The following is a 25218-nucleotide window of genomic DNA, read 5'->3' as shown; positions in this document are numbered from 1 at the left end:
GCCGCCAGTGTCGCCGCCGGGTCCCGCGTCGCGCACGACCGGGTCCGTCGTCAGTCCCGGTCGGTCTCGCTGAAGGACCGCCAGGCGTTGTCGATCGCGACCAGCTCGGCGGCGTGCGCCGGCAGCTGCCCGGCGACGACGTCGGCGACGGTCACGCCCTCCAGCACCCGCCGGTAGGCCTCGCGGGCGGCGACCCACACGCTGGCCAGCTCGGCCGCAGGCCCCGGGTAGCTGACGTCCTCCGGGCGCTGGCCGTGCACCTCGGCCAGGAACCCCTGCTCCACGCGCATGACCCGGGCGATCGAGATCTCCGAGGCCGGCAGCGCCAGCCGGTAGCCCCCTTCCCGGCCGCGCTGGCTGGTGACCAGCCGGGCGCGCTGCAGATCGGTGAGGATCGCCTGCAGGAACCGGTTGGGGATGTCCTGCGCGGTCGCGATGCGCTCGGCTGTCAGCGAGCCCGGCGCGGCCGCGGCGAGCTCCACGACGGCTCGGACCGCGTAGTCGACCCGGGCATTGATGCGCACGACGGCCATCCTGCCGTGGTCTGGGAGGGTGGACCCGTGTTCCAGCTGCGTTTCACCACGTTGGTGGAGGCGCCGCTGACCGTGGCGTTCGACGTCGCCCGCGCGCTCGGCCGTCCGTGGCCGTTCCCCCTGGAGGAGGTCGTCTCCGTCCGGCCGGAGCGGGACGTCTTCGCCTCCGGCTCCCCGGCGGGCCGGCGCCGGGTCTCGCACTCGCGGAGCTTCTCCGCCACCGGCGCCGGCACGCTGGTCGAGGAGCAGGTGGACTGGGAGGGCGGACTGCCCGGCGTGCTCGGCGGGTTGGTCGACCAGGTGGTGCTCCGCCGCCGGATCGTCCGCGCGATGCAGGCGCACCTGGACGCCTACGCCGCGGCCGCCGCACGGCGTGCCCTCGACGTCGTCCAGGTCGTCGGCGCCGCGCTCGTCGACGGCGACCGGGTGCTCGTGGCGCAGCGCGCCGGAGGCCCCTTCGACGGTTGCTGGGAGTTCCCCGGCGGCAAGGTCGAACCGGGGGAGGCAGAGCTGACCGCGCTCGTGCGCGAGTGCGCGGAGGAGCTCGGCGTCGCCGTCGTGCCGCAGGCGTTCCTCGGCGAGGTGCCGCTGGACGGCGTCGTCGGCGGTGGGGCACCGGGCGCCTCGACCATGCGGGTCTGGTGGGCGCGGGTGACCGACGGGGAACCGGTCGCGCGCGAGCACCGCGAGCTGCGCTGGGTCGGCGCCGGTGAGCTGGCCGCGCTGGACTGGATCCCGGCCGACCGCCCGCTCCTGCCCGCGGTCCGCGCCCTCCTCGCCCGCCTCTGACCCCAGTTCCCAGCCGTTCGTGCACTTTTCGCCGGGCGGTTCGTGCACGAACCGCCCTGGGATGGGTGGGGATGTGGATGACCGGAGCGGCCGGACCACCGATTGGGCCACGATCCCTCGGTGCTACTGCGGAGCCACGGTCTGCGCGGCGTGTTCATCGGGGCCCATGCCGTGTCGGAGGGCGTGCTGACGGTGCGCCAGCTGCGCGAAGGTCCCTACGTCCGGGTGCTGCGCGGCGTCTACGCGGACGCCTCGCTGCCGCGCGACCACCTGCTGCGGTGTCGTGCGGCGGCTCTCCTGATGCCGTCCTGTGCGGCGCTCGCCGCACGATCCGCGGCCGCTGTTCTCGGCGCGCCGGCGCCCGGCTACGGCGAGCCCGTGACCGTCGTCGTGCCGGCCGACGTCCAGTGGCGGGGGCCGGTCGGCGTGCGGGTACGCCGCGGTCCCTTACCGCCGCAGGACGTCGTCGTCACCGACGAAGGCCTCCGGTTCACGACGGCCGTGCGAACCGCATGGGACGTCGCCGCGGTGGAGACGACGGCGACGGCCGTGGGGGTGCTCGACGCGCTCCTGCGCTCGCGTGCCCTGGTACACGCGGACCTCGGTCGGTCGTTGCAGGACGGGGCCCGGCGATGGGGGGTGACGCGCGCCCGCCGGGTCTTCGAGCTCGTGGACGGCAGGGCGGAATCGCCGCCGGAGTCGTGGGTCAGGGTCGCGTGCGCACTCGGCGGGCTGCCGGCTCCCGTCCCGCAGTACGAAGTGGCGGACGACGGCGTCTGGCTCGCGCGGGTCGACCTCGCCTGGCCGGAGCAGCGGCTGATCGTCGAGTACGAGGGGGAGCACCACTTCGACGGCGTGCAGGTGGTGCGGGACGACGCACGGTTGGCGCGGTTGCTGGCTGCGGGCTGGCGGGTGATCCGCCTCAGCGCCGCAGACCTGCGGGACCTCGACGGCGTCGTCCGGCGCATCGCCGCCGAGCTGGCCGGCGCCGCCGACCGGGCGTGACCGTGCCGGCCGGGCGCCCGGCGGAAGGTGCACGAACCGCCCGGCGGAAAGTGCACGAACCGCCCGGCGGCCGGACCGGGGGACGGCGACGGGCGCCCCTCCCGGTGGGGAGCGGCGCCCGTCGTCGGAGAGGGCTACCTCAGGACTTGAAGGCGTCCTTGACGTTCTCGACACCCTGCTTGAGGTTGCTCTTGGACTCTTCCTTCTTGCCCTCGGCCTGGAGGTCGCGGTCGTCGGTGGCGTCACCGACGGCCTGCTTGCCCTTGCCCGACATCTCTTCGATCTTGTTCGTCAGCTTGTCCGTGCCACTCATCTCGAGCACCTCCGCGTCGTTGTCGGTCTGTGTCCAGAAGGCACTACCCAGACCGGAGGGCGGCGACACGCCGCGGCCCCCACCTGCGGGAAGGCCTCCGGTCTGCCCGCGGCGGCGGCGGAAAGACGGGGCCCGGGCGGGGGTGGGAGATGTGGAAGTTGCGGTTGGCGCGCGGATCGTGAGCCCAGGTCACAACTCGATGACGTCCGTGGACACCCTCTCCGAAGCGCGCCTAGGGTCCACCCGTCGCAGTCCTGGTGGCTCCGTCACCCGGCTGCGTTCGGCTCGTGACCAGTCAGTCGTCCACATGCCCGAGGGGCCGTGGCCGACCTGTCCGTTCCCCCCGCGATACGCGGGACGAGGGAGGCATTGCACGTGAACCTGAGCAAGCGCAGAGGTGCGCTCGTCGCGGCGAGCATCACCGCCGCGATGGTGCTGTCCGCCTGCGGCGGTAGCGACGAGGGCGGTGAGGGTGGCGCCGGCGGCGAGGCCGGCGGCACCTTCAGCATGTACATCAACGAGCCCGAGAACCCGCTGGTGCCCGGCAACACCACCGAGAGCGAGGGTTCCCAGGTCGTCAAGTCCCTGTGGACCGGCCTGATCCAGTACGGCCCCGAGGGCGAGGCCGAGTTCAGCGGCGTCGCGGAGTCGATCGAGTCCGAGGACAACGTCACCTGGACCGTCACGCTGAACGACGGCTGGACCTTCCACGACGGCACCCCGGTGACCGCGCAGTCCTTCGTCGACGCCTGGAACTACACCGCCTACAGCCCGAACGCCCAGGGTGCGTCGTACTTCTTCTCGAACATCGAGGGCTACGAGGACCTGCAGGCGCCGACGGACGAGGAGGGCAACGTCACCGGCGAGCCCGCCGCGACAGAGATGTCGGGCCTCGAGGTCGTGGACGACACCACCTTCACCGTCACGCTGACCGGGCCGTTCGCCCAGTTCCCGGTGACCGTGGGCTACAACGCCTTCTTCCCGCTCCCCGAGTCCTTCTTCGAGGACCCGGAGGCCGCCGGCAAGAACCCGATCGGCAACGGCCCGTTCAAGGCCGACGGCGAGTTCGTCCCCGGTCAGGGCATCACCCTGTCCAAGTACGAGGACTACGCCGGCGAGAACGAGGCGCAGGCCGACGGCGTCGAGTACAAGGTCTTCGCCGACCTGAACACCGCCTACACCGAGGTGCAGGCCGGCGGTCTGGACATCACCCGGGACGTGCCGCCGGACGCCATCACCACGGCGGCCGACGAGTTCGGTGACCGGTTCCTCGAGTCGCCGTCGTCGCAGTTCACCTACGTGGGCTTCCCGACCTACGACCCGCGCTACCAGGACAAGCGGGTCCGGCAGGCCTTCTCGCTGGCCATCGACCGCGAGCAGATCACCGACGCCATCTTCAACGGCACGCGTGCCCCCGCCGACGCCGCCATCGCGCCGGTCGTCGACGGGTACCGCGAGGGTGCCTGCGAGTACTGCGAGGTCGACGTCGACCGGGCCAACCAGCTCCTCGACGAGGCCGGCTTCGACCGCAGCCAGCCGGTCGAGCTGTGGTTCAACTCGGGCGCCGGTCACGACGCCTGGATGGAGGCCGTCGGCAACCAGCTGCGGGAGAACCTCGGCGTGGAGTACCAGCTCCGTGGCGACCTGGACTTCTCGCAGTACCTGCCCCTCCTCGACGAGAAGGGCATCACCGGTCCGTTCCGCCTCGCGTGGGCGATGGACTACCCGAGCCCGCAGAACTACCTGGAGCCGCTGTACTCCACCGCGGCCCTGCCGCCGGCGGGCTCGAACGCCTCGTTCTACTCGAACCCCGAGTTCGACGAGCTGGTGGCCCAGGGCAACCAGGCCTCCAGCAACGAGGAGGCCATCGAGTTCTACAACCAGGCCGAGGACGTCCTCCTCGAGGACATGCCGATCATCCCGATGTTCTTCGGGCTCGAGCAGGCGGTCCACTCGGAGAACGTGTCCGGCGTCTTCGTCGACATCTTCGGGCAGGTCGACACCTCCAAGGTGACCGTCAACAACTGACGCTCGCCCAGCACGACCCCTGCCGCCGCCGGGGGTGCTGTCCGCAAGGGCAGTCGCCCCCGGCGGCGCCCGTGCGGGGGACTTTGGCACGATGGTTCCGCGTCGCCGGCGCGCCGGCGACGCACACACCCGAGGGGGAACATGGGCCGCTACGTAGCGCGCCGCCTGCTGCTGACGATCCCGGTCCTGTTGGGTGCGTCCTTCCTCATCTTCGCGATGGTGTACGCCCTGCCGGGCGACCCGATCCGCGCGCTCGGCGGCGACCGCCCGCTCGCGCCGGCCGTCGTCGCCCAGCTGCGCCAGGAGTTCAACCTCAACGACCCGCTCGGCATCCAGTACCTCAAGTACCTCGGTGACCTCGCCCAGGGTGACCTGGGCACCGACTTCCGCGGCCGCCCGGTGCTCGACACGATCGCTCAGCGGCTGCCCGTCACCATCAAGCTGACCGTCGTCGCCATCCTGATCGAGGCGATCATCGGCATCGTCGCCGGTGTCCTCGCGGGCATCCGCCGGAACAGCTTCTTCGACAACGTGGTCCTGGTCTCCACCACGCTGGTGGTGTCCATCCCGATTTTGGTGCTGGCCTTCATCGCCCAGTTCGTGTTCGGCCTGAAGCTGGGCCTCTTCCCGATCTCGGGGGTCCAGGAGGGCTGGTACAGCTTCCTGCTCCCGGGCCTCGTGCTCGCGTCGGGCTCCCTGGCCTACGTGGCCCGGCTGACCCGTACCAGCGTGGCCGAGAACATGCGGGCCGACTACGTCCGCACCGCCCGGGCCAAGGGCCTGCCGAACCGGACGGTCGTCGTCCGGCACACCCTGCGCAACAGCCTGATCCCGGTGGTCACGTTCGTCGGCGCCGACATCGGCACGCTGCTCGGCGGGGCCATCGTCACCGAGTCGGTGTTCAACCTGCCCGGCATCGGGCGGGCGATCTTCGACGCCGTCCGGGCCCAGGAAGGTGCCGTCGTGGTCGGCATCGTGACCCTGATGGTCTTCTTCTTCATCTTCTTCAACCTGGTCGTCGACGTGCTCTACGCCGTCCTCGACCCGAGGATCCGCTATGAGTGACCAGCAGCAGGCCGACCTCCGCAAGGACGAGGTCGAGGCCGGCACCACCACGGGTCTGGCCAGTCCGTCGGTCGACCCGGCCAGCGACCGCCAGAACAGCCTGTGGAGCGACGCCTGGAAGCAGCTGCGGCGCAACGTCCTCTTCTGGATCGGGGCCGTGCTCGGGCTCCTCTTCCTGCTGATGGCGCTCTTCCCCGGGGTGTTCTCCCGCGGCGTCGACCCGCGTGACTGCAGCCTCTCCCGGTCCGGGCAGGCGCCTTCGTCGGAGCACTGGTTCGGCTTCGACCAGCAGGGCTGCGACTACCTGGCCAACGTCGTGCACGGTGCCCGGAACTCGCTGATCATCGGTCTGCTCGCCGTGGTGGTCATCCTGCTCATGGGCGTGGTGGTCGGCGCACTGAGCGGCTTCTTCGGCGGGTGGATCGACAGCCTGCTCTCGCGGGTGGCCGACATCTTCTACGCGCTGCCGCTGATCCTCGGGGCGCTCGTGGTGCTGCGCAGCGGCTTCCTCGGCCGCGGCGTCGTGGCGGTGGCGATCGCGCTGGCCGCCTTCGGCTGGATGACGGCGATGCGGCTGGTCCGCTCCCAGGTGATCGCCGTGAAGAGTTCCGACTACGTGGCCGCGGCCCGCGCCATGGGCGCCTCCAACGGCCGGATCCTGGTGCGGCACATCCTGCCCAACGCGGTCGCGCCGGTGCTGGTCTACGCGACGATCACCATCGGGGTGCTCATCGCCGCGGAGGCGACGCTGACCTTCCTCGGCGTGGGCCTGCAGCGTCCGGCCATCTCGTGGGGGCTGCAGATCGACGCCGGGCAGCGGCTGCTGCGCATCGCCCCCCACCTGGTCCTCTTCCCCAGCCTGATCCTGACGATGACGGTGATGGCGTTCGTGATGATGGGTGACGCGCTGCGCGACGCCCTCGACCCGAGGCAGCGTTCATGAGCACCGCGTCGATGTCCGTACCGTCCGGTTCCGCCCGCGGCGCGTCCGCCCCGGTCCTGGAGGTCCAGGACCTGCGGGTGCAGTTCCGCACCGGCTCCGGCCTGGTCAACGCCGTCAACGGCGTCAGCTACACGGTCTCCGAGGGGGAGACCGTGGCGATCCTCGGCGAGTCGGGCTCGGGCAAGTCGGTCTCGGCGCAGGCGATCATGGGCATCCTCGACATGCCGCCGGCGGAGATCACCAGCGGCCGGATCATGTTCGAGGGCCGGGACCTGCTCACGGCGTCGGCCGAGGAGCAGCGCAAGGTGCGCGGCCCCGGCATCTCGATGATCTTCCAGGACGCGCTCTCGTCGCTGAACCCCGTCTACAGCGTCGGCTTCCAGATCGGCGAGATGTTCCGGGCGCACCGCGGCACGTCGCGCAAGGACGCCAAGAAGCTCGCCATCGAGCTGATGGACCGGGTGCGCATCCCCGCCGCCGCCCAGCGGGTCGACGACTACCCGCACCAGTTCTCCGGCGGCATGCGGCAGCGCGTGATGATCGCCATGGCGATCGCGCTGGACCCGCGCATCCTCATCGCCGACGAGCCGACGACAGCCCTCGACGTGACGGTCCAGGCGCAGGTCATGGACCTGCTCAAGGACCTGCAGCGCGACACCGGCATGGGCCTGGTGCTCATCACCCACGACCTCGGCGTGGTGAACGAGGTCGCCGACAACGTGGCCGTCATGTACGCCGGGCGCATCGTGGAGCGCGGCACGGTCGACGACGTGTTCGGCAACCCCGCGCACCCCTACACCGAGGGGTTGATGGCCTCCATCCCGATGCTCGAGGCGAAGGGTGGCCGGCTGCAGCCGATCGGCGGCCAGCCGCCGAACCTCTCCTCGATCCCGTCGGGCTGCCCGTTCCACCCCCGGTGCCCCAAGCGCCGGCTCGGTGCCGACGCACCGCCCGGCCGTCACTGCGCCGAGGACGTCCCGCCGCTGCGGCTGGTCGTCCCTGGGCGCGAGGCGGCCTGCCACTACAGCGAGGAGGTCCTCGGTGTCTGACATCACCGACGCCGCCGCGGCACCGCGCCCGGCCGCTGCGCCCGGAGAGGTCCTGCTCGACGTCAAGGACCTCAAGAAGCACTTCCCGCTCACCCAGGGCATCGTCTTCAAGCGGACCGTGGGCCACGTGCGTGCGGTCGACGGCGTCAACCTGACGCTGCGCCGCGGGGAGACGTTGGGCCTGGTGGGCGAGTCCGGCTGCGGGAAGTCGACCGTCAGCAAGCTGCTGGTCGCGCTGGAGAAGCCCACGAGCGGGCAGATCCTCTACAAGGGCGACGACGTCGCGAAGATGGGCGGTCGCGCGCTCAAGCAGTACCGGCGCGAGGTCCAGATCATCTTCCAGGACCCCTACGCCTCGCTGAACCCGCGGATGACCGTCGGTGACATCGTCGCCGAGGGCTGGTCCGTGCACGCCGACATCGCTCCCCGCAAGGGCCGGCTGCAGCGCACCCAGGAGCTCATGGAGCGGGTCGGGCTCAACCCCGACTTCGTCAACCGGTACCCGCACCAGTTCTCCGGTGGCCAGCGTCAGCGCATCGGCATCGCGCGGGCCCTGGCCCTGCAGCCGGAGATCATCGTCTGCGACGAGCCGGTCAGCGCCCTGGACGTCTCGGTGCAGGCCCAGGTGGTCAACCTGCTCGAGGACCTGCAGGACGACTTCGGCCTGTCCTACCTGTTCATCGCGCACGACCTGTCGGTCGTCCGGCACATCTCCGACCGGGTCGCCGTGATGTACCTCGGCAGCGTGGTCGAGGAGGGCACGGACGCGCAGGTCTACACCGCCGCGTCCCACCCGTACACGCAGGCGTTGCTGTCCTCGGTCCCGGTGCACGAGCCGCACCTGCGGGGGCTCAAGGAGCGCATCCTGCTGGAGGGGGACGTCCCGAGCCCCGCGAACCCGCCGTCGGGCTGCCGTTTCCGCACTCGCTGCTGGAAGGCCCAGGACATCTGCGCCACCGAGGCGCCGGCACTGGTCGATCGCGGCCAGGGGCACCCGTCGGCGTGCCACTTCGCCGAGGCGCGGACCGTCGTCCCCACCGAGGCCTGAGCACCTCGCGCGGGGATCAGGTCACCTGATCCCCGCGCGTCCTCCCTCACCGTGCGCGGTGAGGGAGGACGCGTTGCGGTGGGGGAGGACGCGGGTGCACCCCGACCCGTTCGCGCCCCGGGCCGCCTCAGGGAGAATGCCTCCTCGTGACCTCCGACCGCCGCATGCTGCTCGTGCACGCGCATCCCGACGACGAGACCATCAACAACGGCGCCACCATGGCCCGCTACGTCGCCGAGGGCGCGCAGGTCACGCTGCTCACCTGCACGCTGGGCGAGGAGGGCGAGATCCTCGTCCCGGAGCTGGAGCAGCTGGCCGCCGACCAGGCCGACCAGCTCGGCGGCTACCGCATCTGGGAGCTGCGGGCGGCGATGGACGCCCTCGGCGTCACCGACATCCGGTTCCTCGGCGGGGCCGGCCGGTACCGCGACTCCGGCATGATGGGCGTGCCGGCCAACGAGCACCCCCGGGCCTTCTGGAACGCCGACCTCGACGAGGCGGTCGCGCACGCCGTCGCGGTCGTGCGCGGGGTGCGCCCCCAGGTGGTCGTCACCTACGACGAGAACGGCGGCTACGGCCACCCGGACCACATCCAGGCGCACCGGGTCGCCATGGGCGCCGTGGCGGCCGCGGCGGACCCCGCCTACCGGCCCGACCTGGGTGCGGCGTGGGCGGTCGCGAAGGTCTACTGGTGCTGCATGCCCCGGTCGGTGCTCCAGCGCGGCATCGACGCCATGGCCGCCGCCGGCGACCAGACGTTCTTCGAGGGCGTGACCAGCGCCGACGACCTGCCCTTCGGCGTGCCGGACGAGCAGGTGACGGCGGCCGTCGACGGGAGCCGGTACGCAGCGGAGAAGGACGCCGCCATGCGGTCCCACCCCACCCAGATCATGGTCGACGGCCCCTTCTTCGCCCTGTCGAACAACCTGGGCCTGGAGATGATGGCCGTCGAGCACTACCGGCTCGTCCAGGGCGAGCGCGGGCCGGCCGGGCCCGGTCCGGAGGGCTGGGAGGACGACCTGTTCGCCGGTCTGCCGGGGTGAGCCGACTGCTGCTGGCCGGCTGGGCGCTGGCCGCGGTGCTGGTGGCGGGCTGGCTGGCCGTCGTGGAGGTCTTCTGGCTGCCGCTGCGCGTCGGCGGCGTCCCCGTGCCGGTGTCGGTGCTCGCCGCCGTCGTCGGCAACGTGCTCCTGGTGCGTGCGGCGCTGCGCGTGTCCGGCTCCAGGCTGGTCGCCGCGGTGCCGGCGCTCGTCTGGCTGGTCGTGGTCGTCGCCGCGATGGGCCGCCGGCCGGAGGGCGACCTGGTGATCACCATCGGTACCGGTGGATACACCGTCGTCACCACGGCGTTCCTGCTGCTCGGAGTGCTCGCCGCCGCCTTCTCCGTGGGGACGGCGATGGGCGGAGGGCCGCGGCCCGTCAGCTCTCCGCGGGCGCCCACCGGTAGTGGTAGCGGTGGTGCGTAGGTGTTCCCCAGGCGGGCGTAGAGCGACAGCGCGGCGGCGTTGCCGGCGGCCACCTGCAGCAGGCAGGAGTGCCCGCCCTGGGCCAGCGCGTCGGTGGCCAGCGCGGACATCACCCGGGTGGCCAGCCCGCGGCGCCGGTAGGCGTCGTCCACGGTCACGGCGCTGATGACCAGCCATCCGTCGGCGAGCACGCCACGTGCGACGGCCGCCAGCGGCGCGGGGGCGGCGTCGAGGCGCACCGAGGCGAACAGCGGGCGATCGGCGTGCCGGAGCACGGCGGCGGCCGCGGCGGGCAGAGGAGCGCCCCGGTACCGGTAGCCGGCCAGCCAGGCGTCGTCGGGCTCGGTCGCCAGGGGAACGGCGACGTCGTCGGCCGCGCCCGCCCACGGTCGCAGCGCCGAGGTGAGCACGAGGTTGTCCTCGTCCCGGGTCCAGCCCGCGGCCGCGAACGCGTCGTCCGCGGCGACCGGCCCCGGGGTCGGGACGGCGGCGCACGGCCGCAGGCCCCGGTCTTGGTACCAGCGGGTGACGTCGCCGACCGCCGTCGTCGGGTCCGCCGGTGGATCCCCGACGACGAGCACGGAGTTGGCGCGGCCGGTGAACCCACCACCGGCCCGCAGCAGCCAGCCCCCGAGCGGCTGCTCTTCCAGCCCGCGCCAGGTCCGCGCCGCCAGGCGTTCGAGGTCGTCGACGGTTCCGGCAGGGACGGCGCGCACGGCGACGATCCTGGTGCCCGCCCCCCGTGACCGACCGGGCGACCCCCTCCGGTCAGCGCGGCAGGCGCCCGGCATGGACGACGTCGGCCTGCATGGGCCGGGCGTCCAGCCAGCCGAGCACGCGCTCGGCGGGCATGGGCCGGGAGATGTGGTAGCCCTGCGCGATGTCGCAGCCCCACTCCCGCAGCGCGGCGAGCGAGGCGGCGTCCTCGACCCCCTCGACGACCATGCTCATGCCCAGGTCGCGGCTCAGCTGCAGCGTGCTGCGCACGATGGCGGCCGCACGCGTGTCGCTGGTCAGGTGGGTGACGAAGCTGCGGTCGAGCTTCAGCTCGTCCACCGGCAGCGCCCGCAGGTAGGCCAGCGAGGAGTAGCCGGTGCCGTAGTCGTCGACCGAGAGGCGCACGCCCAGGCGGCGCAGCCCGGCCATGACCTGCTGGCTGCGCGCGGCGTCGGCCATGAGGACGTCCTCGGTGATCTCGAGGATCAGCGCCTCCGCCGGCACGGCGAAGCCGTCCAGCAGCATCTCCACCTGCTCCGGCAGCGCGACGTCCTGCAGGTTGGAGACCGAGAGGTTCACCGCCACGGAGAGGTCGTGGCCCTGCGCCCGCCAGCCCCGGAGGTCGCGCAGCGAGCGCTCGAGCACGCGCAGCGCCAGCCGGCGCATGAGGCCGGCCTGCTCGGCCAGCGGGAGGAAGACGTCGGGGAACAGCAGCCCGCGCTCGGGGTGGTTCCACCGCACCAGCGCCTCGACACCGACCACGACGCCGCTGCGCAGGTCCAGCTTGGGCTGGTAGTGGTTGTCCAGCTGCTCGGTGTCCAGGGCCGCGCGCAGCTGCTCCAGGGTCTCCAGCCGGTCCCGCGGGGCCGGGGTGCCGTCCGGCGCCCACACCTCGTAGCCGTGCCGGGCGCGCTTGGCCGCGTACATCGCGGTGTCCGCCCGGGCCAGCAGCAGCGAGCGGTCCCGGCCGTGGTCGGGGCACAGCGCGATGCCGATGCTGGCGTCGACGTGCAGGGGCATCCCGTCCAGCACGAAGGCGTCCCGCAGCGCCGCACCGAGGCTCTCGGCCACCTCGCGGGCCCGCTCGGCGCCGGCGCCCGGCAGGAGGACGGCGAACTCGTCGCCGCCCATGCGGGCCAGCAGGTCGCCCGGACGCAGTGCCTGCTCCAGGCGCGGGCCGACCAGGCACAGCAGGTCGTCGCCGACGCTGTGCCCGAAGCTGTCGTTGATCTCCTTGAACCGGTCGAGGTCGATCATGAGCAGCGCGCTGTCGCCGTCGCCGTCGCCGTAGACGGTGGCCTCCACCTGCTCGATGAACCGGCGGCGGTTGGCCAGGCCGGTGAGCGGGTCGTGGTGGGCCTCGGAGGCCAGCTGGGCCAGCCGCTGCTGCTCGGCGGCCCGCAGCTCGGCGTTCTCCACCACGAGCGCGCCCTCGAGCGTGACCTGCCGGACGGCGTCGCGGACGGACGGCGTCCAGGTGCGCCGGGTCCCGATCGACCCGGTGACGACCAGGCCCAGGAGCCGGTCGCCGGACATGAGCGGCACGCTGATGTAGGAGGCCAGGTCCAGCGCCTCGGTGAGCCGGGGGTCGAGCAGCTCGCTGCCCGGGGCGTCCTCGACGAACACCGGCGTCTTCTGGTCGGAGGTCAGCCGCCACAGCGGCACGTCTGCGGCCGGGCGGCCGATCAGCTGCGTCTGCACGACCTGCTTGTGCGCCTCCGGCCAGTCGATGTGGCGCACCTCGCCGACGATGCCTCCGGGGCCCTCCAGGTAGGCGGCGCTGCGGTCGGTGCCGGCGAGGCGCTGGACGGCACGGGCCAGGACCTCAGCGGCCTCGGCCGCGCCGGTCACCCCCGAGCCGTCCACCAGCATCTGGCGGACGACACGGGCGGTGGTCAGCGAGGCCGCACGCGCCTGGCTGGTGCGGGCCTGCTCGATGACGCCACCGAGGTGCGCGCCGGCGGCCGCGGCGAGCCGGCGGACGTCCTCGGAGAACGGCCGCACCTGGGTGCTGTCGAGGGTCAGGACGCCGGCCAGGTCGGGAGCGCGGCCCAGCGGCACGGCGAGGGCGGAGGCCACCTGGAAGGAGTCGACCCACCACCCCGACACCAGGCCGGAGTTCCGGTCCGCGGTCATGGGTTCGCCGGTGCGCAGCACGGTCTCGGCCAGCTGCAGCCCGACCGGCGCGTTGCGGAACTGCTGCCAGGTCGCCAGGTCGCGGCGACCGTCGGCGTAGGCGGCCATGCGCGGGACGAGCTCGTCGTCCTCCAGGAGGAAGACGCACGCCCGCTCCACTTCCCCCAGCTCGGCGAGCTGGCGGCAGGCGGAACCCAGCAGGTGGTCCATGGACTGCGCCTGGGCGGCGGACTCGATGAGGCCGAGCAGCACCGCTGCCTGGTCCAGCCGGCGCTGCTGCGAGCGGCGCTTCCACGCCTCGGACATGGCCGCGGCGAGCTTGGGGGTCACCTGCCGCAGCAGGTGCGGGGCCGCGGCCGCGGCCGGTTCGACGGTGAGGACGCCGACGACCTCGCCGTCGACGACCAGGGGCTCGCCGTGGGCGGACCGGATGCCCAGCGCGGCCAGCTGCTGGTCACTGGCCCGCCGGCCGTCCGCCCGACCGGTGACGGGCCGCCGGGTGCGGATCACGGCTTCCAGGAACGGGGTGTCCGAGACGAGGGCGGGGGTGCGCATCGCCGGGTGGGGGAGGGCAGGGTCGTCGCCGGGGCGGATGGCCCGCCGGAAGGGGATGACGAGATCGGTGGTGGCCTCGTGGACCCACACGGAGACGCGGGTGGCCCCGGCCGAGGCGCGCAGCCTGCCGAGGAGGTGTTCCAGAGCTGCCTCGGCGTCGTAGGGCGACACCGACGACGGATGCCGCGGCGTTGCCCGGGAATGCGTCTTCTGCTCCGACACGTCGTCAGGATCGGCGTCCGCGACCCCGTCTTGAGCGGGGACCTGCGCCGCACCCCCAACGGGTGAGGGCCCCCTGACCAGGTGGCCCGCCGAACGGACGGCGACCGGGCAGGTGATACTGGACGCGCATCTGGCGCCCCGGTCCCGGCCGAAGGCGCCGCCCGAACGTCCCCGGGAGGGAACCCCGTGACCTACGTCATCACCCAGGCCTGCGTCGACGTTCTCGACAAGGCGTGCATCGACGAGTGTCCGGTGGACTGCATCTACGAGGGCGACCGGATGCTCTACATCCACCCCGACGAGTGCGTGGACTGTGGTGCGTGCGAGCCGGTGTGCCCGGTCGAGGCCATCTACTACGAGGACGACGTCCCGGACAAGTGGAAGGACTTCTACAACGCCAACGTGGAGTTCTTCTCCGACCTGGGCAGCCCCGGCGGTGCGGCGAAGACCGGCAAGGTCGGCAAGGACCATCCGCTGGTGGCCGCGCTGCCGCCGCAGGGCGAAGGCCACTGACCACTCCGGCGCCCGGCGCGCCCCGCGCGCTGCCGGACTTCCCGTGGGACTCCCTTGCCGGGGCCCGGGCGCGTGCCGCCCAGCACGCCGGCGGGGTCGTCGACCTCTCGATCGGCACCCCGGTCGACAGCACGCCACCGGTCCTCCGGGAGGCGCTCGCCGCTGCCGCTGATGCGCCCGGGTACCCGACGGCCCTGGGGACGACGGCGTTGCGCGCGTCCGCCGCCGGCTGGCTGCGGCGCCGGCTCGGCGTCGAGATCGCCGATCCGGCCGGCGCGGAACCGTCGGTGATCCCCACGGTGGGGTCCAAGGAGCTCGTCGCCCTGCTACCGACCCTGCTGGGCCTGCAGGGCAGCGCGACCACGGTGCTGCTGCCCGAGATCGCCTATCCCACCTACGAGGTCGGCGCGGTGCTGGCCGGGCTCTCGGTGCGCCGGTGCGACGCCCCGCCTGCCGATGCCGGCGCGGTGTCGCTGGTCTGGCTGAACTCGCCGGGGAACCCGCACGGCCGGGTCCTCACCGACGAGCAGCTGAGGGCCTGGGTCGAGTGGGGCCGGGCGCACGGCGTGCCGGTGGTCGCCGACGAGTGCTACATCACCCTCGGCTGGGACGTGTCTCCGCGCTCGATCCTGCACCCGGCGATCGCGGGGGAGGACCACACCGGTCTGCTCGCGGTGCACTCGCTGTCCAAGCAGTCGACCGCCGCCGGGTACCGCGGCGGTCTGCTGTCCGGTGACCCCGTGCTGGTGCGCCGGGTGTGGGAGGTCCGCCGCCACCTGGGGCTGCTCGTCCCGGCGCCGGTGCAGGCGGCGATGGTCGCGGCCCTGGACGACGACGCGCACGTCGACGCCCAGCGCGAGCGCTATCGCGCCCGCCGCGAGCGGCTGGCCGCCGCGGTGCGGGGCGCGGGCATGCGCATCGACCACTCGGAGGCGGGCCTGTACCTGTGGGCCACCCGGGACGAGGACTGCTGGACCACCATCGACCGGCTCGCCGGGCTCGGCATCGTCGCCGCTCCCGGGAGCTTCTACGGAGCCGCCGGAGCCCGGCACGTCCGGCTGGCGCTGACCGCCTCGGACGAGCGGATCGATGCCGCAGTGGAGCGCCTGCGTTAGGCCCCCTGCAGGGGCCCACGGCGAGCGTGCGAGCCGTGGGTGGCAGGGGGTCCTTCTTCAGACAGGCTCGCGGTACCGGATGACCGTGCCGGCACCCACGCGGCGGGCCGCCGTCAGGCTCAGCGTCGCGCGGCGGAAGACCTCGCTCGCCGGGAGCCCGGGCCGCAGCGTGGTGTAGCCGGCCGCGGCGGAGAGCCCCGGGACGCCGAGCGCGGTGATCGCGGTGATCAGGCGCGCCCCGGCGACCTCCGCGGCGGTGGTGGCACCGGCGACGACGATGGCGAACTCGGCCGCCCCGCAGGCGCCGAGCCAGTCGTCGCCACGGACGGAGCGGGCGAACAGCTGGGTGACCTGGGCCAGGGTGCTCGTCGGGGTCGGCCAGCCGTCGTCGCGGCGGAGGAGCCCGATGACCAGGAGCGTGGTCGGCTGCTCACCGGAAGCGGGGAGGTCGGCGGCGAGCCGCTCGAGCAGGCCCTCGCGGGTGGGGAGCAGCACCGGCATGTCGGCGACCGCGGAAGCGGCGGCGCGGGCCGCCGGGGAATGGTCGTTCGGCGCGATCGTCATGGCTGAGCAGTCGGTGCCACGGCCCGGTTCGTTGAGAGCCCGGACCGGGATGTCCCTCCGGAGGGGGACGGGTCCGGACGCAACTGTGGGGGACGCCACCGATCAGGAGCTCCGCGGACCGTCCACCGCCGACGCCCGGGCGTTCGCCGGCGACGGCTCAGCTGGCGTCAGTTGCCGCTTCGGCGTCGACCGCAGCCGCACCCTCCGTCCGGTCGACGGTTGCGGGACTGTGGGCTCGTCACCCAAGTGGCATCACAACGCGGGCATCGCCATTCGCAGCTGTCCGTGCTGTTCGGCTTGAATTCCCGCGGGCCGACGCCTGGGTGTGTCCTGTTGGCGATGAACTGGTCGACCAGTTGCGGGTTGCGGTCGGCGAAGCTGTTCCCGGGTGCGGCTCGTGCTGCGAGCCGCCCCCCTTGCTGATAGCGACAGGGCGGACAGCCGGTCCCGAGGCGCGTCCGGTTTTTCGTCTTGGTCTGCCATTCGTGGAGGCAGGCCGTGCAGCGCCAGAGAACGAGGTCGTCACCGGCCGGTGCAATATCTGCGGCGGTGAGTCCCGGACGATCGACCACAGCCACGAACTCGGTCGCGAGATGCGGATGCTCACTGGCAAGGCTGCGAGCCCGAGGTTCGTGATGGCGGTCGGCCCACCGCCGAGCGGCTCGTCCCAATGCCTGGGCCTTGGCGGCTCTCGGCAGGGTCAGGGGGGTGGAGGTCTGGGCGGAGCCCTCTCGCAGAATCGGAACCAGGGCCGCGAGCCACAGCTCCGGGTCCCCGTCAGCACTACCGGAAAGAATTACCTGACGGGCTCGACTCCCCGGCGGCAGCGGGACATCCAGCGCTCCGAGTTGAAGCGATCGCGCGCGTACGTAGTTGCGGGATGCCAGGCGGCGGAGCTTCCGCGCGTCGCGCCTTCTGGCCGCCTCGCCGCGGTGCCACCGTTCCGGGTCGAGATCGATGAGCATGTCCAACTCTTGGATCCAGAGGTCGATGCGCTCCACATCCGCCCTGTCCTGCCGAGGTTCCTCGTGCGAGACCTGGACGCCCAGCCCGGTGGCCACGGTGATCAGCTCAGCGACGTCGTACTCCAGCCGGCTGCTCCTGAAGCCAGGGCGACATCCGGGGCAATTGGTCCTATGTGAGACGCGCTGCTTGGCGCTGGCGACCCACTCGTGCCCCGCTCGGCATCGCCAACGAATGCGGTCGTGGCTGCCCGCCGGCGTAGATGAAGCATCCCTCTGGGGGACTGTTTCGTTCTCCACGAACTCTGCGGCCAGCTCAGGTCGGACGAGTGCAAGGGCCGGCGTCTTCGCCCGAGTGGTCAACGCGGTCTCTCGATTGCGTCGGCGCGCGCACGAGGGGCAACCCGAGCCGCGCAAGGCGCGATTGCTGACCGTGGCTTCCCACTCGAATGCGCAGGAGGCGCACCGCCAGCGGCACCGGGCGGGTGCGCCGAGGGTCAGGTGCTCGGGTCCGCGCCTGCGCGAGCCCCCCACTTCTTCCAGGAATTCGGCCGCCAGGGTGGGCGTCAGCACGGCCATGCTGACCGCGCCGGCTCGGAGACTTCGTCCGTCGAGTCCCCACTTCCTCGCGATGCGCCTGATCTGGCCAGGGTCCCGACGAAACAGAGCGCCGATCTCTGCGGCCGTCAACCCCAGCAGGAACAGTTGCGTGAGCACTTCCGCGGTCAGGGGCGACTTGGGATCCAAAGGGGCTGCGCCCAAGAACTGGCTGATGGCGGTCGAGTGCTCGGGTGGCGCGGCCATGCACGCATGATCTCGAAGGGTGGTGACAATTCGCCGTCGTGTTCCAGGCGCGCTGCTTGGTCACCACATGGTGTCTCACATGGGCGTGGGGCGCGAGCAGTTGTCGTCCATCATAGCACCGGACTGCAGCATGGTGGTCAATTCTTGTGCAAATTCCTGCCACTTTTGGTACAATTCTGGATGGCCCGAGATCTGGACGGCCTGGGCGATATTCGTCAATCGACCGGACTCCCACTCAGGGATCTGGACCAGGCGGTCGTAGAACTGGCCGGCCGCGTAGACGGGATCCTGCACCTGCTCGGGTGTGCCCCAGCCCTGCGAGGGTCGCTGCTGGAAGAGCCCGAGCGAGTCCCGGTCGCCGTAGTCGAGGTTGCGCAGGGTCGACTCCTGCATCGCCGTCGCCAGCGCGATGACGACTGCCCGGTCCGGGAGGCCCCGGTCCCAGCCCACCTCCGCGATGGTGGCCGCATTGGCCATCTGGTCGGCGGAGAGGGTCACCGACGAGCCGGGCAGGGTGCACGTGCCGGGCCTGGGTGCCCGCTCGGTGCCCCAGGCGGCTCCGGCGACGAGCGCTGCCGCGATCAGCAGGGCCGGCCACCAGCGCATGATCCCGGCGGCACCGCTGCGGCGCGGCGCGCGGCGCTTCCTCTTCGCCGGCCGGCGGGCCGGTGCCCGGCGCCCCGCCCCCCGGCCGCGGCCGTCCGAGCGCGCACCCGCTCGTGCCCCCGTGCGTGCCGCGGCAGGGTGCGACGCGGTGCGGAGGCTGGTCATCGCCTGCGACTGTAGGTGCGGTTCCTGGGTGGTTCCTGTGCCTGCGGAAGAGATGTCCGTCGCTCGGGCGGCCGGGGCGTCAGTTGGCGTGCAGCTCCGCGTTCAGCGCGCCCCAGGTGCCCTTCCGGACGACGACCTCGAGCGCACCGCTGACGCTGTTGCGGCGGAAGAGCAGGCCGTCGCGGCCGGAGAGCTCCCGGGCCTTGACCACCGAGCCGTCGGGCAGCGTGACCCGCGAGCCCCCGGTGACGTAGCAGCCGGCCTCGACGATGCAGTCGTCGCCGAGCGAGATGCCGATGCCGGCGTTGGCCCCGAGCAGGCACCCGGTGCCGATCGAGATGACCTCCTTGCCGCCACCGGAGAGCGTGCCCATGATCGAGGCGCCGCCGCCGATGTCGCTGTCGGCGCCGACGACGACACCCGCGCTGATCCGGCCCTCGATCATGGAGGGGCCCAGCGTGCCGGCGTTGAAGTTGACGAAGCCCTCGTGCATGACCGTGGTGCCCTCGGCCAGGTGGGCGCCCAGGCGCACCCGGTCGGCGTCGGCGATCCGCACACCGGTCGGGATGACGTAGTCGACCATCCGCGGGAACTTGTCGACGCCGAACACGGTCACGTGGCCGACGGCGGCGCGCAGCCGGTGCGCGTTGAACCCGGCCGCCTCGACCGGGCCGGCGCTGGTCCAGGCGACGTTGGTGAGCAGGCCGAAGGCGCCGGTCATGTCCGCCCCGTGCGGCTGGATCAGCCGGTGCGAGAGCAGGTGCAGCCGCAGCCAGACGTCGTAGGTGTCGACCGGCGGCTGGGCGAGGTCGGCGATCACGGTGCGGACGGCGATGATCTCCACGCCGCGGGCCTCGTCGGTGCGCACGAGGCCGCCGTAGTCGGGGCCCAGCTCGCCGGAGAGCTCCAGCGCGCCCAGCCGGGTCGTCCCCGTGGCGGCCCCGCCGGGCGCGCCGAGCCGGGGCTCGGGGTACCAGGTGTCCAGGACGGTGCCGGACGGGGTGACGGTCGCCAGCCCGGCGGCGACGGCGGAGGTGGCGGAGACGGGGGCGGACGCTGCGTCAGTCACGGCGACGACGCTACCCAGCCGTGGTGACGTGCTGGAACGGCCCCGCTGCAGGGGCCCGCCGCGAGCATGCGAGGGGCGGGGGGTAGCGGGGTCCTTCTAGGCTCGCCCGCGTGAGTGCCGTGCCAGAACTCGATCTCTCCTCCGACGTCCTCGCGCTGACCCGCGCCCTGGTGGACGCGCCGTCGGTGTCGGGGAGCGAGACAGCTCTCGCCGACGCCGTCGAGTCCGCTCTGCGGGCCCTGGGCGGTCTGGAGGTCGAGCGGGTGGGCGACGCCGTCCTCGCCCGCACCGACCTCGACCGGCCGACGCGGGTGGTCCTCGCGGGGCACCTGGACACGGTGCCGATCGCGGACAACGTGCCGAGCGTGCTGGACGAGGCCACCGGGCGGCTCTACGGCTGCGGCACCAGCGACATGAAGGCCGGCGACGCGGTCATGCTCCGGCTGGCCGCCGTCTTCGGGGTCCCGGGCGCGGAGCCCGCGCACGACCTGACGTTCGTCTTCTACGACAACGAGGAGGTCGAGGCGGTGAAGAACGGCCTCGGCCGGGTGGCGCGGGAGCGCCGGGGCTGGCTCTACGGCGACCTCGCGATCCTGCTCGAGCCGACCGACGGCGAGATCGAGGCCGGCTGCCAGGGCACGCTGCGGGCGGTGCTGCGGACCAAGGGCCGCCGGGCGCACAGCGCGCGCAGCTGGTTGGGGCAGAACGCCGTCCACGGGCTGACCGGGGCCCTCGCCGCGCTGGCCGCCTACCGGCCGCGCGAGGTGGAGATCGACGGCTGCACCTACCGCGAGGGGCTCAACGCGGTCGGCATCTCCGGCGGGGTGGCGGGCAACGTCATCCCCGACGAGGCGTCCCTCACCGTCAACTTCCGCTACGCGCCCGACCGCGACGAGGACGCCGCCGAGGCCCACGTGCGCGAGGTCTTCGCGCAAGCGATTGCCGACGGGGCCACGCTCACCGTCGTCGACAACTCCGGGGGAGCGCTGCCGGGTCTGTCCGAGCCCGCCGCGGCCGCCTTCATCGCCGCCGTCGGGCGCCCGGCCCGGGCCAAGCTCGGCTGGACCGACGTCGCCCGGTTCGCCGCCTTCGGCATCCCGGCCGTCAACTACGGCCCGGGCGACCCGCAGCTGGCCCACACGCGGGAGGAGCACGTCCTGGTGGACCGGCTCCAGCCCGCCGTCGACGCCCTGACCGCCTACCTGTCCGGGAGCAGCTCATGAGCATCCCCCCGTCCGACGGCCGCCGCGGCAGGACCGCCCGGCACAAGGGCCCGGTGATGCTGCGCGGTGGCGAGCCGGACCCGAAGAACCAGGGCACGACCACCGACCAGCGGCTGCTGGACCGCGACGGCGGTGCCGACTTCGTCCACACCGACCCCTGGCGGGTCATGCGGATCACGTCGGAGTTCGTCGAGGGGTTCGGTCTGCTCGCCGAGCTGCCCCGGGCGGTGAGCGTGTTCGGCAGCGCCCGCACGCCTCGCGACCACCCCCACTACGCCATCGGCGTCGAACTGGGTGCCGCGCTGGTGGAGGCCGGCTACGCCGTCATCACCGGGGGCGGGCCGGGTGCGATGGAGGCCGCCAACCGCGGGGCCTCCGAGGCCGGCGGCATGTCGGTCGGCCTGGGCATCGAGCTGCCGTTCGAGCAGGAGCTCAACGAGTGGGTCGACGTCGGCATCTCGTTCCGCTACTTCTTCGTGCGCAAGACCATGTTCGTTAAGTACGCCCAGGCCTTCGTCATCCTGCCCGGCGGGTTCGGCACCCTCGACGAGCTCTTCGAGGCCCTCACCCTGGTCCAGACGCGGAAGGTCACCCGGTTCCCGGTGATCCTGGTCGGCACCGCGTACTGGTCGGGTCTGGTCGACTGGATCCGCGACGCCATGATCGCCGACGGCATGATCAGCCCCGGGGACCTCGACCTCATCACGGTGACCGACGACGTCGCCGAGGCGGTGTCGGTCATCCAGGCGGCGGACGCGGCGCGCTCCACGGGCGACGACCGGGCGGCGCCGCGGCCGCCGGCGGACACCGGCCCGTCCGACGCCTGACGTGCTGTCGTTCGTCCTGTTCGTGGTCGTGGTCCTGCTGGTCGGCGGGGCGCTCTTCCTGGTGGCGTCGCTCGTCCTGGGCCGGGGGGAGACCCGGCCGCCGGCCGATCCCGACCGCTCGCCGGTGGAGCTCCCCGTGGACCGGGCGGTGACCGCCGCCGACGTGCGGGCCCTGCGGATGACCGTCACGGCCCGCGGATACCGGATGGCGGAGGTGGACTGGCTACTCGACCAGCTCGCGCGGACGCTGGACGAGCGCGACGCCGTGATCGCCGGGCTGCGGGCCGAGATCGGCGCGCGGTCGACGCAGGAGACGCCTCCCGAACCGGGGGCCGCCCTGCCCGAGAGAGGGGTGGACCGCGATGCCTGAGCTCGTGGAGCGGATCGACGTCGACGCACCGCCCGAGCAGGTGTGGGCGGCGCTGACCGCCTGGACCCGGCAGGGGGAGTGGATGGTCGCCACCGACGTCCGGACGGTCGCCGGGCCGGCCCAGGGCGTGGGTGGCAGGCTGGCCGCCCGCACCGGGCTGCCGCTGCCAGGTGGGCGGCACGTGGGCCTGCTCGACACCATGGTCATCACGAAGTGGGACCCGCCGCGCCTGGTGGAGGTGCAGCACACCGGCCGGCTGGTGCGGGGCCCGGGGATCTTCCGGATCGAGCCGCGGGGTGCTCACTCGACCTTCGTCTGGACCGAGCGGCTGTACCTGCCCTACGGGCCGCTCGGCGTGGTCGGCTGGGTGCTGGTGAAGCCGTTCGCGCTGCTCGGCATCCGCTGGTCGCTCCGGCGGTTCGCCGCATTCGCCGGCACGTTCGCCGCCTGACGCCCGCGGGGGCCCGGGAGGCGGCGGCCCGGACGGCTCCTTGGCCGCGGCCGCGGCCGGCCGCCTCGGTGCTCTTCGCGATCGTCCTGGAGGTCGGCCTCCGCCTGGAGTGGTGACGTCGGGAGCCGTCGGGGCATGGGCGATCATGACCGGGTGCGCGACGGGACCGGGACGGGCGAGGGGGCGGCGTGAGCCGCCGGGGCTGGGTGCTGTTCCTGGCCATGTCGGTGATCTGGGGCGTGCCGTACCTGCTGATCAAGGTGGCGGTCGGCGAGGTGTCGCCGGTCGTCGTCGTCTTCGCCCGCTGCGTGGTCGGCGCGGCGCTGCTGCTGCCGTGGACGATCGCCCGCGGGCAGCTGCGCCCCGCGCTGCGGCACTGGAAGCCGCTGCTCGCCTTCACGGTCCTGGAGATGACCGGGCCCTGGCTGCTGCTGTCGTGGGCCGAGCAGACGCTGTCCAGCTCGCTGACCGGTCTGCTGGTGGCCGGGGTGCCGTTCGCCGCCGCGCTGGCCGCCCGGCTGGCCGGTGAGGAGGAGCGGCTGACCGCGGTCCGCCTGTGGGGCATGGGCGTCGGCGTCGTCGGGATCGCGGTGCTGCTCGGGCTGGACCTCGAGGGCGCGCAGCTGCTGCCGATCCTCGCCGTCGCGCTGGTCGTGGTCGGCTACGCGACCGCGCCGCTGATCGTCTCCCGGGCGCTGCCCGAGGTCCCCGGGGTGGCCGCCAGCTCGGTGGCGCTGTTCGTCACCGCGGTCGTCTACGCGCCGTTCGCCGTGCCGCGGCTGGGCGAGGTGGCCGACGCGTCTCTCGACGCCGTGGCCTCGCTGGTGACCCTCGGCGTGCTCTGCACGGCGGTCGCCCTGGCCCTGTTCTTCGTGCTGATCCGCGAGGTGGGACCGCAGCGGGCGCTGGTCATCACGTTCGTGAACCCGGTGGTCGCGGTGCTGCTCGGGGTCTGGCTCCTCGACGAGCCGTTCACCCTCGGCATCGCGCTGGGCCTCCCCCTGGTGCTGGTCGGCTGCGTGCTGGCCACCCGGCGCAGCGCACCACGGGTGGAGCCCAGCGTCGAAGCCGTGGACGCCGCCGCGCGCTGAGTCAGGCCAGCCGGCGCAGCTCGGACCAGATCTGCGACCAGGGCACCTGCCGCTCGGTGGCCAGCCAGACGGTCGTGCCCTGCTCCTCGTTGTCCAGCCCGACGCCGTTGTCGATGCGGCCGGCGGCCCGCACGGAGCCGAACCAGCGCTCCAGCTGCTCGCGCGGCAGCCCCACCACCACGGCGGCCGTGGCCTCCTCCGGCGGCGGCCCCCACGTCCAGTAGGAGTTGTGGCCGCTGTACGCCGGCCCCAGCTCGGGTGCGTACCGGTCGACGGCGCCGGCCTGGCCGTAGTTGCCGGTGAGGACGACGGCGCGGTCGCCGTCGGGCAGCCGGCCGTGCGCCTGCTCGACGGCGGCGGCGAACCGCGGCCACCCCACCGTCTCGCCCGCGTCGTAGTTGACCGCCGGCACCGGTGTGGACGCCAGCCAGCGGACCGGCAGGACGGGCAGCATCAGGACGGCGGAGACGACGAGGCTGAGCGCCAGCGCGGACAGCAGCACCGTCCGCGCCCGGGCGCCGAACCGCCGGGCCCAGCGCAGCGCCGGGTCGGCGCCCGCGGCCAGCAGCAGCGGGTACAGGCCGGCCAGGTAGTACGGCTTGCCCCCCGTGACCAGGAACAGCAGCGCCAGCACGGCGTAGGCGACGGCGAAGCACCCCCAGGTCCGCAGCTGCCGGTCCCGCGCCAGCCGCCACCACCCCGCCATCCACACAGGGAACAGCAGCGGGCCGACCAGCACCAGCTGGAAGGGCACGAACAGGTACCAGGGCTCGCTGGTCCCCGAGCTCCCGGCAGCGATCGCGTCGGCCAGCGCCAGCTGGGGCCAGTCGTTCCTCGCCTGCCAGACCAGGTTCGGCGCCCAGACCAGCAGGGCCACCAGGCCCCCCGCCCACGGCCAGGGGGAGCCGAGGACCCGCCGTGGGCCGACGGCCAGCAGGCCCAGCACCACCGCGCCCAGCAGGAACGCCGGGTGCAGCTTGTTCTGCAGGGCCAGCCCGGCCACCCCGCCGACCAGCAGCCAGGTGCGGCCTCCGTCGCGGACCGCCCGCACCAGGAGCCAGGAGAGCAGCGTCCAGAACAGCAGGTCGAACGTCGTCGTCGACAGCAGGTGGCCGACGGCGAGCAGCACCGAGGACACCGCCATGCAGGCGGCGGCGAACAGCTGCGCGGTGCGTCCGCCCCCGAACTCCCGCGCGAGCAGGCCGGTGAGCACCACCACGGCCCCCGCGGCCAGCGCCGAGGGCAGTCGCAGGGCCACCAGCGACCCGGGCGCCAGCGCGTCCATGGCGGCGGCCACGATCGGGGTGAAGGGCGGCTGGTCGACGTAGCCGGCCGCGGGCTCGGACCCGGCGCGCAGGAAGTACAGCTCGTCCCGGTGGTACCCGTAGCGGCCGGCCAGCGCGAGCAGCGCCACGGCGAGGGCCGCCCCCAGCGCCAGCAGGGCCGAGGTGGCCGGGCGGGTGGCCGCGGTCCGGTCGTGCTGCGCCTGCGCCACCGCGGTCACCCGAGCGACCGTAGTGGACCCACCGGGCCCGCAGGCGCCGTGCGCACGGCGGTCGCCACGCCTTCTTCGCCACCGCGTCGGGGCAG

Annotated in this window: 24 protein-coding genes and 1 pseudogene; 16 read left to right on the top strand and 9 right to left on the bottom strand. The window is 73.1% G+C overall.

Translation table 11 applies throughout. The features are described 5' to 3' along the window. Nucleotides 1-50: 50 nt before the first annotated feature. Nucleotides 51-533: an RrF2 family transcriptional regulator gene (locus C5507_RS09080; protein WP_249027815.1), complete on the bottom strand. Its 483-nt coding sequence runs from the start codon at nucleotides 531-533 to the stop codon at nucleotides 51-53. Nucleotides 534-560: 27 nt separating this feature from the next. Between C5507_RS09080 and C5507_RS09075 the strand changes: the two genes are divergently transcribed. Continuing rightward, nucleotides 561-1322, top strand: coding sequence for a (deoxy)nucleoside triphosphate pyrophosphohydrolase (locus C5507_RS09075; protein WP_104528260.1), 762 nt, complete (start codon nucleotides 561-563; stop codon nucleotides 1320-1322). Between the two features lie 120 nt (nucleotides 1323-1442). After that, on the top strand, nucleotides 1443-2327 hold the full coding sequence (locus C5507_RS09070; protein ID WP_104528197.1) for an endonuclease domain-containing protein: 885 nt from the start codon (nucleotides 1443-1445) through the stop codon (nucleotides 2325-2327). Between the two features lie 139 nt (nucleotides 2328-2466). Here the strand turns inward: C5507_RS09070 and C5507_RS09065 are convergent, their stop codons facing one another. After that, entirely contained in the window at nucleotides 2467-2640 is a 174-nt protein-coding gene (locus tag C5507_RS09065; RefSeq protein WP_104528259.1) for a CsbD family protein, read from the bottom strand. Nucleotides 2641-3015: 375 nt separating this feature from the next. Between C5507_RS09065 and C5507_RS09060 the strand changes: the two genes are divergently transcribed. From C5507_RS09060 to C5507_RS09030, 7 genes are all read left to right on the top strand, one after another. After that, a complete protein-coding gene (locus C5507_RS09060) occupies nucleotides 3016-4668 on the top strand; it encodes a peptide ABC transporter substrate-binding protein (RefSeq protein ID WP_211295508.1) in 1653 nt (550 codons plus the stop codon). Nucleotides 4669-4809: 141 nt separating this feature from the next. Continuing rightward, on the top strand, nucleotides 4810-5733 hold the full coding sequence (locus C5507_RS09055; RefSeq protein WP_104528196.1) for an ABC transporter permease: 924 nt from the start codon (nucleotides 4810-4812) through the stop codon (nucleotides 5731-5733). After that, a complete protein-coding gene (locus tag C5507_RS09050; protein ID WP_104528195.1) occupies nucleotides 5726-6676 on the top strand; it encodes an ABC transporter permease in 951 nt (316 codons plus the stop codon). The genes C5507_RS09055 and C5507_RS09050 overlap by 8 nt, the downstream gene beginning before the upstream one ends. Further along, a complete protein-coding gene (locus tag C5507_RS09045; protein ID WP_249027814.1) occupies nucleotides 6673-7725 on the top strand; it encodes an ABC transporter ATP-binding protein in 1053 nt (350 codons plus the stop codon). The genes C5507_RS09050 and C5507_RS09045 overlap by 4 nt, the downstream gene beginning before the upstream one ends. Beyond that, nucleotides 7718-8773, top strand: a complete 1056-nt coding sequence (locus C5507_RS09040; RefSeq protein WP_249027813.1) for an ABC transporter ATP-binding protein — start codon at nucleotides 7718-7720, stop codon at nucleotides 8771-8773. Before C5507_RS09045 ends, C5507_RS09040 begins: the two co-directional genes overlap by 8 nt. Before the next feature lie 146 nt (nucleotides 8774-8919). Further along, nucleotides 8920-9816 carry an N-acetyl-1-D-myo-inositol-2-amino-2-deoxy-alpha-D-glucopyranoside deacetylase gene (gene mshB, locus C5507_RS09035; protein ID WP_104528194.1) on the top strand — a complete coding sequence of 299 codons (897 nt, stop codon included), beginning with the start codon at nucleotides 8920-8922 and terminating at the stop codon, nucleotides 9814-9816. Further along, nucleotides 9813-10238, top strand: coding sequence for a hypothetical protein (locus C5507_RS09030; RefSeq protein WP_104528193.1), 426 nt, complete (start codon nucleotides 9813-9815; stop codon nucleotides 10236-10238). The genes mshB and C5507_RS09030 overlap by 4 nt, the downstream gene beginning before the upstream one ends. A gap of 65 nt (nucleotides 10239-10303) precedes the next feature. Here the strand turns inward: C5507_RS09030 and C5507_RS09025 are convergent. Both C5507_RS09025 and C5507_RS09020 read right to left on the bottom strand, forming a co-directional pair. Then, nucleotides 10304-11029, bottom strand: a pseudogene (locus tag C5507_RS09025) (GNAT family N-acetyltransferase); the annotation flags it as partial. Next, complete coding sequence (locus tag C5507_RS09020; RefSeq protein WP_158657550.1) at nucleotides 11007-13868, bottom strand: bifunctional diguanylate cyclase/phosphodiesterase; 2862 nt, start codon at nucleotides 13866-13868, stop codon at nucleotides 11007-11009. The gene C5507_RS09020 and the pseudogene C5507_RS09025, both read right to left, overlap by 23 nt. Nucleotides 13869-14054: 186 nt before the next feature. On the opposite strand from C5507_RS09020, the gene fdxA reads away from it, so the two are divergent. Both fdxA and dapC read left to right on the top strand, forming a co-directional pair. Next, nucleotides 14055-14381 (top strand): ferredoxin, encoded by a 327-nt coding sequence (gene fdxA, locus C5507_RS22815; protein ID WP_091448234.1) that lies wholly within the window; start codon nucleotides 14055-14057, stop codon nucleotides 14379-14381. Then, complete coding sequence (gene dapC / locus C5507_RS09010; RefSeq protein ID WP_207225922.1) at nucleotides 14378-15496, top strand: succinyldiaminopimelate transaminase; 1119 nt, start codon at nucleotides 14378-14380, stop codon at nucleotides 15494-15496. Before fdxA ends, dapC begins: the two co-directional genes overlap by 4 nt. Nucleotides 15497-15553: 57 nt before the next feature. On the opposite strand, the gene C5507_RS09005 is transcribed toward dapC, so the two are convergent. The 4 genes from C5507_RS09005 to dapD form a co-directional block, all read right to left on the bottom strand. Further along, nucleotides 15554-16060: a nucleotidyl cyclase domain-containing protein gene (locus tag C5507_RS09005; RefSeq protein ID WP_104528190.1), complete on the bottom strand. Its 507-nt coding sequence runs from the start codon at nucleotides 16058-16060 to the stop codon at nucleotides 15554-15556. A 167-nt stretch (nucleotides 16061-16227) separates the two neighbouring features. Then, entirely contained in the window at nucleotides 16228-17826 is a 1599-nt protein-coding gene (locus C5507_RS09000) for a zinc-ribbon domain-containing protein (protein ID WP_104528189.1), read from the bottom strand. Nucleotides 17827-17901: 75 nt separating this feature from the next. Next, nucleotides 17902-18597 (bottom strand): hypothetical protein, encoded by a 696-nt coding sequence (locus C5507_RS23305; RefSeq protein ID WP_130504111.1) that lies wholly within the window; start codon nucleotides 18595-18597, stop codon nucleotides 17902-17904. Between the two features lie 79 nt (nucleotides 18598-18676). Next, nucleotides 18677-19666 carry a 2,3,4,5-tetrahydropyridine-2,6-dicarboxylate N-succinyltransferase gene (dapD, locus tag C5507_RS08990; RefSeq protein ID WP_104528187.1) on the bottom strand — a complete coding sequence of 330 codons (990 nt, stop codon included), beginning with the start codon at nucleotides 19664-19666 and terminating at the stop codon, nucleotides 18677-18679. 110 nt (nucleotides 19667-19776) lie between these two features. On the opposite strand from dapD, the gene dapE reads away from it, so the two are divergent. The 5 genes from dapE to C5507_RS08965 all read left to right on the top strand — a co-directional run bounded on the left by dapE (nucleotide 19777) and on the right by C5507_RS08965 (nucleotide 23628). Continuing rightward, nucleotides 19777-20889, top strand: coding sequence for a succinyl-diaminopimelate desuccinylase (gene dapE / locus C5507_RS08985; RefSeq protein ID WP_104528186.1), 1113 nt, complete (start codon nucleotides 19777-19779; stop codon nucleotides 20887-20889). After that, complete coding sequence (locus tag C5507_RS08980; RefSeq protein ID WP_104528185.1) at nucleotides 20886-21716, top strand: LOG family protein; 831 nt, start codon at nucleotides 20886-20888, stop codon at nucleotides 21714-21716. Before dapE ends, C5507_RS08980 begins: the two co-directional genes overlap by 4 nt. A gap of 1 nt (nucleotide 21717) precedes the next feature. Beyond that, on the top strand, nucleotides 21718-22086 hold the full coding sequence (locus C5507_RS08975; RefSeq protein ID WP_242610891.1) for a DivIVA domain-containing protein: 369 nt from the start codon (nucleotides 21718-21720) through the stop codon (nucleotides 22084-22086). Beyond that, nucleotides 22079-22537 carry an SRPBCC family protein gene (locus C5507_RS08970; RefSeq protein ID WP_104528184.1) on the top strand — a complete coding sequence of 153 codons (459 nt, stop codon included), beginning with the start codon at nucleotides 22079-22081 and terminating at the stop codon, nucleotides 22535-22537. Before C5507_RS08975 ends, C5507_RS08970 begins: the two co-directional genes overlap by 8 nt. A gap of 188 nt (nucleotides 22538-22725) precedes the next feature. Continuing rightward, nucleotides 22726-23628: a DMT family transporter gene (locus C5507_RS08965; RefSeq protein ID WP_104528183.1), complete on the top strand. Its 903-nt coding sequence runs from the start codon at nucleotides 22726-22728 to the stop codon at nucleotides 23626-23628. A gap of 1 nt (nucleotide 23629) precedes the next feature. Here C5507_RS08965 and C5507_RS08960 read toward each other — a convergent pair whose 3' ends face one another. After that, a complete protein-coding gene (locus tag C5507_RS08960; RefSeq protein ID WP_242610892.1) occupies nucleotides 23630-25132 on the bottom strand; it encodes a glycosyltransferase family 39 protein in 1503 nt (500 codons plus the stop codon). Nucleotides 25133-25218 lie beyond the last annotated feature (86 nt).

This window comes from Blastococcus saxobsidens (assembly GCF_002938435.1).
Taxonomy (GTDB): Bacteria; Actinomycetota; Actinomycetes; order Mycobacteriales; family Geodermatophilaceae; genus Blastococcus; species Blastococcus saxobsidens.
This window is presented reverse-complemented; position numbering and strand designations above follow the sequence as displayed.

What these genes read in the sequence shown, in the direction of transcription:
- C5507_RS09080 (WP_249027815.1), bottom strand. Translation starts at nt 533, where the DNA reads ATGGCCGTCGTGCGCATCAATGCCCGGGTCGACTACGCGGTCCGAGCC.
- C5507_RS09065 (WP_104528259.1), bottom strand. Translation starts at nt 2,640, where the DNA reads ATGAGTGGCACGGACAAGCTGACGAACAAGATCGAAGAGATGTCGGGC.
- C5507_RS09055 (WP_104528196.1), top strand. Translation starts at nt 4,810, where the DNA reads ATGGGCCGCTACGTAGCGCGCCGCCTGCTGCTGACGATCCCGGTCCTG.
- C5507_RS09050 (WP_104528195.1), top strand. Translation starts at nt 5,726, where the DNA reads ATGAGTGACCAGCAGCAGGCCGACCTCCGCAAGGACGAGGTCGAGGCC.
- C5507_RS09045 (WP_249027814.1), top strand. Translation starts at nt 6,673, where the DNA reads ATGAGCACCGCGTCGATGTCCGTACCGTCCGGTTCCGCCCGCGGCGCG.
- C5507_RS09005 (WP_104528190.1), bottom strand. Translation starts at nt 16,060, where the DNA reads ATGACGATCGCGCCGAACGACCATTCCCCGGCGGCCCGCGCCGCCGCT.
- C5507_RS09000 (WP_104528189.1), bottom strand. Translation starts at nt 17,826, where the DNA reads ATGGCCGCGCCACCCGAGCACTCGACCGCCATCAGCCAGTTCTTGGGC.
- C5507_RS23305 (WP_130504111.1), bottom strand. Translation starts at nt 18,597, where the DNA reads ATGACCAGCCTCCGCACCGCGTCGCACCCTGCCGCGGCACGCACGGGG.
- C5507_RS08980 (WP_104528185.1), top strand. Translation starts at nt 20,886, where the DNA reads ATGAGCATCCCCCCGTCCGACGGCCGCCGCGGCAGGACCGCCCGGCAC.
- C5507_RS08970 (WP_104528184.1), top strand. Translation starts at nt 22,079, where the DNA reads ATGCCTGAGCTCGTGGAGCGGATCGACGTCGACGCACCGCCCGAGCAG.